Genomic DNA, 11,071 nt, shown 5'->3' on the forward strand with positions numbered 1-11,071 from the left:
GGCCCCCGGGGGGGCCCCCCCCCCCGGCCCCCCGGGGGGGGCCCCCCCCCCCCCCCCCCCCCGGCCCGGGGCGGGGCCCCCCCCCCCCCCCCGCCCCCCCCCCCCCCCCCCCGAGGCGGTGCCCGGCGTAGGGCGCCGCGGTGGCGCCTATGCCGGGCGCTGCAGCACCACCAGACACCGTCCTGTCAGTGTCACCCGGTCCCCGGCCGCGTACTGCGGTCCGGTACCGGGTGCCAGCACCTCCGGCCGCGCCGTGTCCACGACCAGCCGCCACTGCGCTCCGTGCCCGGCCGGGACGGTGAAGTCCTGTGCTTCCGCACCGGCGTTGAACATCAGCAGGAACGAGTCGTCGGTGATCCGCTCCCCACGGGTGCCGGGCTCCGAGATGGCCTCCCCGTTCAGGAACACCGCCAGCGCCCGCGCGTGCTGCGCCTGCCAGTCGCGGGCCCGCATCTCCTCGCCGTGCGGGGTGAACCAGGCGATGTCCGAGAGCTCGTCGTGCGTCCCCTCCACCGGCCGCCCGTGGAAGAACCGCCGCCGCCGGAACACCGGGTGCTCCCGCCGCAGCCACACCATCTGCCGGGTGAACTCCAGCAGGGCGGGCGCCGGTTTGCCGGGCTCGGGCCACTTCACCCACGCCAACTCGTTGTCCTGGCAGTAGGCGTTGTTGTTGCCGCCCTGGGTCCGCGCGAACTCGTCTCCGTGACTGATCATCGGAACGCCCTGGGACAGCATCAGCGTGGCGATGAAGTTGCGCATCTGCCGCTCGCGCAGCTCCCCGATCTCCTTGTCCTCCGTGGGCCCCTCCGCCCCGCAGTTCCAGGACCGGTTGTGGGTCTCACCGTCCCGATTGCCCTCGCGGTTGGCCTCGTTGTGCTTCTCGTTGTACGAGACCAGGTCGTTCAGGGTGAACCCGTCGTGGCAGGTGGTGAAGTTGATCGAGGCCAGCGGCCGCCGGCCGTCATCCTGGTAGAGGTCCGAGGAGCCCGTCAGCCGGCCCGCGAACTCCGCGAGGGTGCGCGGCTGCCCGCGCCACAAGTCCCGTACGGTATCTCGGTACTTGCCGTTCCACTCGGTCCACAGCGGCGGGAAGTTGCCCACCTGGTAGCCGCCCTCGCCCAGGTCCCACGGCTCCGCGATCAGCTTGACCTGGCTGACCACCGGATCCTGCTGGACCAGGTCGAAGAACGAGGACAGCCGGTCCACCTCGTGGAACTGGCGGGCCAGCGTGGCCGCCAGGTCGAAGCGGAAGCCGTCCACGTGCATCTCGGTGACCCAGTAGCGCAGCGAGTCCATGATCAGCTGGAGCACGTGCGGGGAACGCATCAGCAGCGAGTTCCCGGTGCCCGTGGTGTCCATGTAGTGCCGGGGATCGTCCGCGAGCCGGTAGTACGAGGCGTTGTCCAGCCCGCGGAAGGACAGGGTCGGGCCCAGGTGGTTGCCCTCGGCGGTGTGGTTGTAGACCACGTCGAGGATCACCTCGATGCCCGCCTCGTGCAGGGCCCGTACCGCCGACTTGAACTCCAGCACCTGCTGGCCGCGGTCGCCCGAGGCGTAGCCGTTGTGCGGGGCGAAGAAGCCGATGGTGTTGTAGCCCCAGTAGTTGCTCAGCCCGTCGTCCACCAGCCGGTGGTCGTTGACGAACTGATGGACCGGCATCAGCTCCAGCGCCGTGACCCCCAGCTTGGTGAGGTGTCCGATCACCGCCGGGTGCGCGAGCGCCCCGTACGTGCCGCGCAGTTCCTCGGGGAGGTCCGGGTGGTTCATGGTCAGGCCCTTCACGTGGGCCTCGTAGAGCACCGTGTGGTGGTACTCGTGGCGCGGGGGCCGGTCGTTGGCCCAGTCGAAGTAGGGGTTGACCACGACCGAACTCATGCTCTTGGGAGCGGAGTCCAGGTCGTTGCGGGAGTCGGGCCGGCCGAAGTGGTAGCCGTACACCTCCTCCCCCCAGTCGATGCTCCCCGCGATGGCCCGCGCGTACGGGTCCAGGAGCAGCTTCGCCGCGTTGCAGCGCCGGCCGCGCTCGGGCTCGTAGGGGCCGTGCACCCGGAACCCGTAGCGCTGACCGGGCATGATGCCCGGCAAGTAGGCGTGCCGGACGAAGGCATCGGTCTCGCGCAGTTCGATCGCGGTCTCCGATCCGTCGTCGTGCAGCAGGCACAGTTCGATGCGTCGGGCGGCCTCCGAATAGACCGCGAAGTTGGTGCCGGCGCCGTCATACGTGGCACCGAGCGGATACGCCTGTCCCGGCCAGACCTGCATAGAAAACGACTCTTCCCCTCTGTGTCGGGCTGATCCGGGCGTGGACCACGTCACTGGCAGATCTTCCCCGAAAGAGGGCTTCCACGCGGGGACTTGGAAGGGTCCTACCGGGTGACCCGGAGAGCTGATAAAGGGTTCGGCAGACCTTGGGAAGATCCGATCGTCGGCAGAGCGGATAATGGGCCAACGGACGGACCGGGTACGGACCGTGAGCCCGCGTCGGCCCGCAGGGGCAGGCATCGGGCTGCAGGGGGCCGCACGCGCGGAGTACTCTTCCGTGATCACTGGAGACGGGCGTCCAGACGCAGGAGGCGGTGCACGGGTGAGCTCGGGAGGTCTGGAGCTGCCCCCTGGTGACGGCGGTCACGAGGGCGGCCCGGCGGACGCCGCGGCCGGGGCGGCCGGCGGGATCCCCGCCGGGGCCGTGTCGCTGGCCCCGCAGGAGACCGGCGGGACCGGGAAGGCGCAGGCGGGAGCCGGTGCCGAGCTGGACTGGGGCGCGGACGCCTGGAGCGAGGTCCGGACCCGGGCCCAGCGCGCCGGCCGCGCGTACATCTGGCTGAACCTGATCGAACAGCGGCTGCGCTCCGTGGTCGGAGCGGTGCTCCGGCCGGTCTACGAGCCCGTGCACGGCGGGGACGACTGGGTGGTGGCCGCCGCAGGTCCCGCCGGCCAGGAGTGGGTGCAGCGCGCGGTCGCCGTGCGCGAGGTCAGCCGCCGCAAGGGCTACCTGCTGGACTCCGCCGACGACAACGTGCTGAGCTTCCTCACCCTGCCGCAGCTGCGCGAGCTGATGGTCCAGCACTGGCCCTGCTTCGAACCGTACTTCGACGACCGGCGCGAGATCGAGCAGGCGCTGGACGAGCTGGAGGTCACGCGCAACGTCGTCTCGCGCAACCGGGCCCTGTCCCGGGCGGTCCTGGAACAGGCCGAGCGGGCCTCGGCGCGGCTGCTGGAGGTACTGGGCGGCGGCGCGGGCTCGCCGGCGGCGGACCGGCTGCCCATCGACGCCGTCGAGGACCTGGTGGGCGACCGGTACGCGGACGTCATCTCCGTCCACCCGGACCGGGTGCGCCTCCAGCGCCAGCTCCCGGCCGAGGACCTCTTCGGTGGTGCGCGGCGGCTCGACGCCATCGGCATCGGGCTCAACCTGCTGGTCCAGAACTTCTCCGGCCGAAGACTCGTCCGCCTCGCGGAGGCCGGCTGCCGGGTGCGGCTGCTGTTCCTGAACCCGGCGAGCAGCGCGGTCAAACGGCGCGAGCGGGAGCTCGGCCTGCGCAAGGGCGAGCTGAGCCGCTCGGTGGAGATGAACATCCTGCACGTGCGGCGGGTGCGGGCGGGCCTGCGCGATCCCTCGCGCTTCGAGATCCACGTCTTCGACGAGACCCCGCGCTTCACCGCGTACCTCGTGGAGGGCGAGTCCTCGGGCATCGCGGTGGTCCAGTCGTACCTGCGCCGGGCCCGCGGCATGGAGGCGCCGGTCCTGGTCCTGCGGGGCGGCGGCCGGACGGCGCAGGTGCGGCCCGGTCACGAGCACGGGCTGTTCCCGACCTACCGCGAGGAATTCGAGTCGATCTGGCAGGACTCCCGCCCGGTGTCGTGAGCGGGGGCGGACCCGGCTCCGGGGTTGTCAGTGGCCCGTGTCAGGCTGAAAGCCGTTGACGTAGCGGGACGGGTACGGGGGGTACGTGATGGGGGACTGGGCGGGGGACTGGACGGGGTACTGGCACGGCGGGCCGATGGTGGCCTTCGATCTGGAGACCACGGGCACCGACACCGAATCCGACCGGATCGTGACGGCGGCCGTCATCGCGGTCGGGCCGGACGGGCAGGTGGCCCGGGAGCGGACCTGGCTGGTCGACCCGGGCGTGCCGATCCCAGAGCAGGCCTCGGCCATCCACGGCATCTCCACGGACCAGGCCCGCGCGCGGGGGATGGCGGCGGCCCCGGCGATCGAGGAGATCACCCGGACGCTCGTGGAGGCACTGAGCTCGGGAACCCCGCTGGTGGTGATGAACGCGCGGTACGACCTGACCCTGCTGGACCGCGAGTGCCGCCGCCACGGGATCCGGCCGCTGGGCGAGCGCTGGTCCGCGCAGACCGTGCCGCCCGTCATCGACCCGCTGGTGCTGGACAAGCACGCCGACCGCTACCGCAAGGGCCGGCGGACCCTCCAGGCCCTCTGCGAGCACTACGGGGTCAGCCTGGAAGCGGCGCACGACGCGGGCGCGGACGCGCTGGCGGCGGCCCGGGCGGCGCGGCGGATGGGGGCCGTGCACGCGGCGATAGGGACGGTCGCCCTGGCGGACCTCCACGAGCTCCAGATCCGCGCGGCGGCCGAACAGGCGGCCTCGCTGCAGAGCTACCTGCGGCGCACCTCGGACCCCGAGGCGATAGTCGAGCGGGCCTGGCCCGTCGTGCCGTACCGCGTCTGACGGCCGGCCGGGGCGGCACCCCCTAGGACGGGTACCAGCGGACTTCTAGAACGGGTGCCAGCGGACTTCCGGGTCGTCCTCGCGCAGGGAGGCCACGCGGCGGCGGAACTCCGCCAGGGCCTTGGGGTTGGCCGGGGCGTGCTGGGAGACCCAGGCGCAGCTGGCCGTTTCGCGGGCGCCGCGCAGGACCGCGCAGCCCTCCCAGCCGCGCACGTCCCAGCCGTACGCCGCCGTGAACTCCTCGTACGCCGCGCCGGGCAGGCCGTACCGGTCGCGGGAGAGGGCCATTACCACCAGGTCGTGTTCGCGCAGGTCGGTGGAGACCGTCTCCAGGTCGACGAGCACCGGCCCGGCCGGGCCCACGTGGACGTTGCGGGGCAGGGCGTCGCCGTGGATCGGGCCCGGCTCCAGGTGCGGGGTGAGGGCGGCGACCTGGGCGGCGTACCCGTCGCGGCGGGCCCGCAGGTAGGCGGCGTCCGCCGGGTCGATCGCCCCCTCCGCCAGCCGCAGCCAGCGCTCCACCCCGCCGAGCAGATCGCGCGGGGGCAGGGTGAAGGGGGGCGCCGGCAGGGCGTGGATCCGCCGCAGCAGCGCCGCGAGGTCCTCCGGGCCGGCCGGGCGGACCGCGTCGGGGAGCCGGTGCCACAGGGTCACCGGGTGCCCGTCCACCAGCCGCGGCTCCGGTTCGGCCGCGCGGACCGCGGGGACCCCGGACTCCGCGAGCCAGCCCGCCACCTTCAGCTCCAGCTCGGCGCGCGGCAGCAGCGCTGCCTCCCGGCCGACTTTGGCGACCAGGCCGTCGCCGAGCGCGAAGACGGCGTTCTCGCCGAGGGCCAGCAGCCGGGGAGCGGGCGACCCCGCCCGTGTCAGTCCCGCCGCCGTCAGGGCCTCCCGGGCCCGTGCCTCGTCCATGCCGTCTCCGCAGTCCGCAGTACGTCCGTTTTCCCGGGTGCCGGTGCCCCGGGTGCCGCCGGGGTCGTATCCGGGGCTCATGACCGGACAAGTTTCGCATCCGGAGCGGAGAGTGGGGCGCGTCAGCTCCCCTCCCCGCCCTCCCCGCCCTCGCGCACGCACGCACGCAATCAAGTTGCACGAGACGTATCGTCTCGTTATCTTCGGTGCATGACCACGACCGCGAAGCCCGCCCACATCGCCATGTTCTCCATCGCCGCCGCCGGCCACGTGAACCCGAGCATCGAAGTGATCCGCGAGCTGGTCGCCCGCGGCCACCGGGTCAGCTACGCCGTCCCCGCCGCGTACGCCGACAAGATCGCCGAGACCGGCGCCACCCCGGTGATCTGGAACTCCACCCTCCCCACCGACGAGGACCCCGACGCCTGGGGCACCGAGCTCATCGACAACATCGAGCCCTTCCTCGCCGACGCCGTCCAGGCCCTCCCGCAGCTCGCGGCCGCCTTCGAGGGTGACGAGCCCAACCTCGTCCTCCACGACATCGCCGCCTACCCGGCGATCGTCCTCGCCCACCGCTGGGGCGTGCCGGCGGTCTCCCTCTCCCCGACCCTGGTCGCCTGGACCGGCTACGAGGAGGAGGTCGCCGAGCCGATGTTCGCCGAACTGCGCGCTTCCGAGCGCGGGAAGGCGTACTACGCCCGGTTCCGGGCCTGGCTCGACGAGAACGGCATCGCCGAGGACAGCGACCGGTTCGTCGGCCGCCCCCGGCGCAGCATTGTCCTCATGCCGCGTGCCCTGCAACCGAACGCAGACCGGGTCGACGAGGCCGTGTACACCTTCGTCGGCGCCTGCCAGGGCGACCGCAGCGCCACCCAGGGCACCTGGACGCGCCCCGCCGGCGCCGAGGGGAAGAAGGTCCTCCTGGTCTCCTTCGGCTCCACCTTCACCAAGCAGCCGGCCTTCTACCGGGCCTGCACGGAGGCCTTCGGGGACCTGCCCGACTGGCACGTGGTGCTCCAGATCGGCAAGTTCACCGACGGGGCGGAGCTCGGCGAGATCCCGGCCAACGTCGAAGTGCACCGCTGGGTACCCCAGTTGGACATCCTGCGCCAGGCCGACGCCTTCATCACCCACGCGGGCACGGGCGGCTGCCAGGAGGGCCTGGCCACCGGGACCCCGATGGTCGCGGTCCCGCAGGCGGTCGACCAGTTCGGCAACGCCGACACGCTGGCCGGCCTCGGCGTCGCCCGGCACCTCCCGATGGCCGAGGCCGACGCCACGACCCTGCGCGAGGCCGTCCTCGCCCTGGTCGCCGACCCGGAGGTGGCCGCCCGCGCGGACCGGATCCGCCGCGAGATGGCGACGGAGGGCGGCACGCACCAGGCGGCCGACCTCATCGAGGCCGAACTGATCCGGGCCGAACCGATCGAGGCCGAACCGATCGAAGCCGAACTGCGCGGCCGGCACGGGGCTTGAGTCTCCGGCAGGGGGAGACCCGAAGATGGGCAGATGAACGGCCACACCCTCCACTCGATCGGCGAGCTGGCCCGGCGAACCGGCACCACGGTCAAGACCGTCCGGTTCTACTCCGACTGCGGGCTCGTACCGCCCACCCACCGGAGTCCGGCCGGCTACCGCCTCTACGACGACGGCGCCGTCGCCCGCATGGAGCTCGTACGGACCCTGCGCGACCTGGGACTCGACCTCGCCGCCATCCGGCAGGTCGTGGACCGGGAACGCGGGCTGGCGGAAGTCGCGGCGGCGCAGGCGCAGGCGCTGGACGTGCAGATACGCGTCCTGCGGCTGCGGCGCGCGGTGCTGACCGCCGTGGCGCGGCGTGGAGCCGACCCCGAGGAGACGAATCTGATGCACAGACTGGCGAAGCTCTCCGAAGCGGAACGCCAAAGGCTGGTCGGCGAGTTCCTCGACAGCGCCTTCGGCGGTGCGGGAGCCGACCCCGTGTTCGCGGGGATCAGGTGCTCCATGACTCCGCACCTGCCGGACGACCCCGATGCGGAACAGGTCCACGCGTGGGTGGAGCTGGCCGAGGACCCGGAGTTCCGCGCTCACGTGCGGCAGCTGGCCGAGGACCTGGCCGCCGGACACCTCCCGGACGCTCCACCGCGCCCACGCGACGACCTGGCCGCGATCGTCCGCGGCCTGGTCGCCCCGGCCGTGGCAGCCGGCATCGATCCGGCCTCACCCCGGGCCGATCCGATCGTCGCGGACCTGACGGCCCGCGCCGCGCATCTCCTCGGCCGCGGGGACCCCACCGCATCCCGGCGCCGGCTCCTGGCCCGCCTGGAACGCGTCAACGACCCACGCCGGGAACGGTACTTCTCCCTCCTCGCGGTGATCAACGACTGGCCCCGGCCGGAGAGCCTCCAGCCGGTCCTCGACTGGTCGATCCGCGCACTACGCGCACGGATCCACGCCGGGACGCTACTGCGTACGATCCGCTCATGAACGCTCCCGTCACCCTCCGCACCACCGCGACGCCGCAGGTGGTGGGCAACGTGGCGGTGAAGGGGGTCGGACCGGGCAAGACCTCCGCCGAAGTCGGCTACTGGACGGCGGCCCGGGCCCGCGGGCGGGGCGTGGCGCCGCGCGCCCTGGAAGCCCTCACCGCCTGGGCCTTCGAGGCCTTCCGGGCCGATGGCCTGGAACGCCTCGAACTCCTCCACCAGGTGGACAACGAGGCATCCTGCCGCGTCGCCGAGAAGAGCGGCTACCCCTTCGGCAGGATCCTGCCGTCGGCTCCGCCCGCCTTTCCCCTCGACGGGCACCTCCACCTACGGCACGCAGCCCCCTGACCCCCGCCGAGGTCGCATGCGCTGTCAGGGGCGAGCCCTATCGTGCAGACATGACCAAGACCACCACGTACGCGGCGCTGCTCCGGGGCATCAACGTCGGCGGGAACAAGAAGGTCCCCATGGCCGAGCTGCGCCAGGTCCTGGCCGGCCTGGGCCACGAGGACGTGCAGACGTACCTCCAGAGCGGCAACGCCGTCTTTGCCAGCGCGCGCGAGGAGACCCCGGAGGCCCTCGCCCGCGAGCTGGAGGCCGCCATCGAAGCCCACTTCGGCTTCCGCGTCCCCTGCCTGGTGGTCGAGGGCACCTACCTGCACGCCGTGGCCGACGGCTGTCCCTTCCCGGCCGCCGACCTCGAAGGCAAGCAGCTCCACGCCACCTTCTGTTCCGAGCAGCCCGCCGAGTCCCGCTTCACCTCGATCGACGCCGCCGCGCACCTGCCGGAGGAGTACCGGGTGGGCGACCGCGTCATCTACCTCTACGCCCCCAACGGCCTGGGCCGCTCCAAACTGGCCGAAGCCCTGGCGAAGCCGGCCGTGGTCAAGGGCCTGGACGTGACCACCCGCAACTGGAACACGGTCGCGAAACTGGTCGACCTCACCCGGGACTGACGCCGGTGAGCTCCGCTCAGTCCGCCAGGCCGTCCAGCAGGGTCATCTCGTGCGGGGTCAGGTGGACCGTCGTCGCGGCCAGGTTCTCCGCCAGGTGGGCCGGGGAGCCCGTGCCCGGGGTGGGGCAGAGGACCGGGGAGTGCCGCAGGAGCCAGGCCAGGGCGATCTGGCCGGTGGACGCGCCGTGTTCGCCGGCGACCGCCGTCAGGGCGGCGGCGCTCTCCCGGGTCAGGGCGCCGCTGCCCAGCGGGTAGTAGGGGAGGAAGGCGACGGAGCGTTCCTCGCACAGGGCGAGGAGCTCCGCCGAGGAGCGGTCCAGCAGGTTGTACGGGTTCTGGACCGAGGCCACCGGGACCAGCTCCAGGGCCTCCCGCAGCTGCTCCGCCGTCACCATGTTCAGGCCGATGTGCCGGATCTTCCCCTCCGCCCTGAGCTCGGCCAGCGTGCCCAGCTGGTCCGCCGCCGGAACGGCCGGGTCGAAGCGGTGCAACTGGTACAGGTCGATGCGGTCCAGGCGGAGCCTGCGCAGGCTCGCCTCGCACATGGCGCGGAGGTCCTCCGGGCGGCCCGCCGCGTGCCACTGGTCGGGGCCGGTGCGCACCACCCCGCCCTTGGTGGAGACGACGAGGTCCTCCCCGTACGGGTGGAGGGCCTCGGCGACCAGTTCCTCGGCCAGGTGGGGGCCGTAGTTGTCGGCGGTGTCGATCAGGGTGACCCCGCGTGCGACGGCGGTGCGCAGCAGGTCGGCCGATTCGGTGCGGGCCGCCCGCGGGCCCCAGTAGCCGGCGCCGACCAGGCCGCCGGTGCCGAGTCCCAGGCGGCGTACGGGAAGGTCCCCGCCGAGGGCGAACGTCTCATCCACGTCAACAGACATGGTCCGACGGTAACCCCGGGCCGCGGATGTGCCAGGCTCGGGGCATGCGTTACATCATCATCGGCGCCGGAGCGATCGGCGCGACCATCGGCGGACGGCTCGCGGAGTCGGGCGGCGAGGTCGTCCTCGTCGCCCGCGGCGCCCACGCGGAGTCCCTGCGGGCGAACGGGCTGCGGCTCACCACGGCGGACGGGGAGCGGGTGCACCGGCTGCCCGTGGTCACAGGGCCGGCCGAGCTCGGTGAACTGCGCCCCGACGACGTGCTGCTGCTGGCCGTCAAGACCCAGGACGCGGCGGCCGCGCTCGACGCGTGGGGCGACGCGGAGGTCGCGGGCGGCGGGACGGCGGCCCAGCGGCTGCCGGTGCTGTGCGCACAGAACGGCGTCGAGAGCGAACGCCTGGCCCTACGGCGCTTCGCGCGCGTGTACGGGGTCTGCGTGTGGCTGCCGGCGACCTTCCTGGAGCCGGGCGCCGTCTCCGCCCTGTGCGCGCCGCGGACCGGGATCCTGCACCTCGGGAAGGCGGCCGGGGGCGCGGACGCGCGGATCCGGCGGATCGCCGCCGACCTGGAGAAGGCCGGCTTCGAGGCGCCGGTCGTCGAGGACGTGATGCGGTGGAAGCACGCGAAGCTGCTGGGCAACCTGGGCAACGCGATCCAGGCGGTCACCGGGCCCGAGCCGGAGCCCGCGAAGGCGGCGCTGCTGCTGCGGGCCGTGCGCGAGGCGAAGGCCGCCTTCGGCGCGGCCGGGATCGACTGGGCCTCCGAGGCGGAGCAGTCGGCCGCGCGTGAGGGGAAGGTCGATCCGCCGGCGGGGGTGGTGCGGGGCGGGTCGTCCTGGCAGAGCCTGGCGCGGGGGACGGGGTCGGTGGAGGCCGACTATCTCAACGGGGAGATCGTGCTGCTGGGGCGGCTGCACGGGGTGGCCACGCCGGTCAACGACACGCTGCGCGTGGCGGCGAACATCTTCGCCCGGGAGGGCCTGCCGCCGGGGGCGATGTCGGTCTCGGACCTTACGGCCCTGGCCGACGAGGCCGCGGCGCGGGCCTGAGCCGTCGGGTGCGGCTGCCCTGTGGGGCGAAGTCCCCTACCCGCCCTTCGCCCGTTCCCCGGGCTGCGCCCGGACCCCTTCTGGGGCTCCGCCCCAGACCCCGCTCCTCAAACGCCGG

At 73.2% G+C, this 11,071-nt stretch carries 8 protein-coding genes and 2 pseudogenes; 7 read left to right on the top strand and 3 right to left on the bottom strand.

Features of this window, described 5'->3' with window-relative positions; genetic code table 11:
- Nucleotides 1-147 precede the first annotated feature (147 nt).
- On the bottom strand, nt 148-2,262 hold the full coding sequence (gene glgX / locus ACIA8F_RS28815) for a glycogen debranching protein GlgX (RefSeq protein WP_399383068.1): 2,115 nt from the start codon (nt 2,260-2,262) through the stop codon (nt 148-150).
- A 322-nt stretch (nt 2,263-2,584) separates the two neighbouring features.
- Between glgX and ACIA8F_RS28820 the strand changes: the two genes are divergently transcribed.
- A complete protein-coding gene (locus ACIA8F_RS28820) occupies nt 2,585-3,865 on the top strand; it encodes an SAV2148 family HEPN domain-containing protein (RefSeq protein ID WP_399383069.1) in 1,281 nt (426 codons plus the stop codon).
- A gap of 88 nt (nt 3,866-3,953) precedes the next feature.
- Complete coding sequence (locus tag ACIA8F_RS28825; RefSeq protein ID WP_399383071.1) at nt 3,954-4,697, top strand: exonuclease domain-containing protein; 744 nt, start codon at nt 3,954-3,956, stop codon at nt 4,695-4,697.
- A gap of 45 nt (nt 4,698-4,742) precedes the next feature.
- Here the strand turns inward: ACIA8F_RS28825 and ACIA8F_RS28830 are convergent, their stop codons facing one another.
- Nucleotides 4,743-5,609, bottom strand: coding sequence for a phosphotransferase enzyme family protein (locus ACIA8F_RS28830; protein WP_399383073.1), 867 nt, complete (start codon nt 5,607-5,609; stop codon nt 4,743-4,745).
- A 169-nt stretch (nt 5,610-5,778) separates the two neighbouring features.
- Between ACIA8F_RS28830 and mgt the strand changes: the two are divergent.
- The 4 genes and pseudogenes from mgt (at nt 5,779) to ACIA8F_RS28850 (ending at nt 9,030) form a co-directional block, all read left to right on the top strand.
- Nucleotides 5,779-7,085 (top strand): annotated as a pseudogene (gene mgt, locus ACIA8F_RS28835) (macrolide-inactivating glycosyltransferase).
- 33 nt (nt 7,086-7,118) lie between these two features.
- Nucleotides 7,119-8,075: a MerR family transcriptional regulator gene (locus ACIA8F_RS28840; protein ID WP_399383074.1), complete on the top strand. Its 957-nt coding sequence runs from the start codon at nt 7,119-7,121 to the stop codon at nt 8,073-8,075.
- 35 nt (nt 8,076-8,110) lie between these two features.
- Nucleotides 8,111-8,422 (top strand): annotated as a pseudogene (locus tag ACIA8F_RS28845) (GNAT family N-acetyltransferase); the annotation flags it as partial.
- A 50-nt stretch (nt 8,423-8,472) separates the two neighbouring features.
- Complete coding sequence (locus ACIA8F_RS28850; protein ID WP_399383075.1) at nt 8,473-9,030, top strand: DUF1697 domain-containing protein; 558 nt, start codon at nt 8,473-8,475, stop codon at nt 9,028-9,030.
- Nucleotides 9,031-9,046: 16 nt separating this feature from the next.
- Here the strand turns inward: ACIA8F_RS28850 and ACIA8F_RS28855 are convergent, their stop codons facing one another.
- Nucleotides 9,047-9,904, bottom strand: a complete 858-nt coding sequence (locus ACIA8F_RS28855; RefSeq protein WP_399383076.1) for an aldo/keto reductase — start codon at nt 9,902-9,904, stop codon at nt 9,047-9,049.
- Between the two features lie 44 nt (nt 9,905-9,948).
- Between ACIA8F_RS28855 and ACIA8F_RS28860 the strand changes: the two genes are divergently transcribed.
- A complete protein-coding gene (locus tag ACIA8F_RS28860; RefSeq protein WP_399383078.1) occupies nt 9,949-10,953 on the top strand; it encodes a ketopantoate reductase family protein in 1,005 nt (334 codons plus the stop codon).
- Nucleotides 10,954-11,071: the final 118 nt, after the last annotated feature.

Source organism: Streptomyces sp. NPDC051563 (genome assembly GCF_044454225.1).
GTDB lineage: Bacteria > Actinomycetota > Actinomycetes > Streptomycetales > Streptomycetaceae > Streptomyces.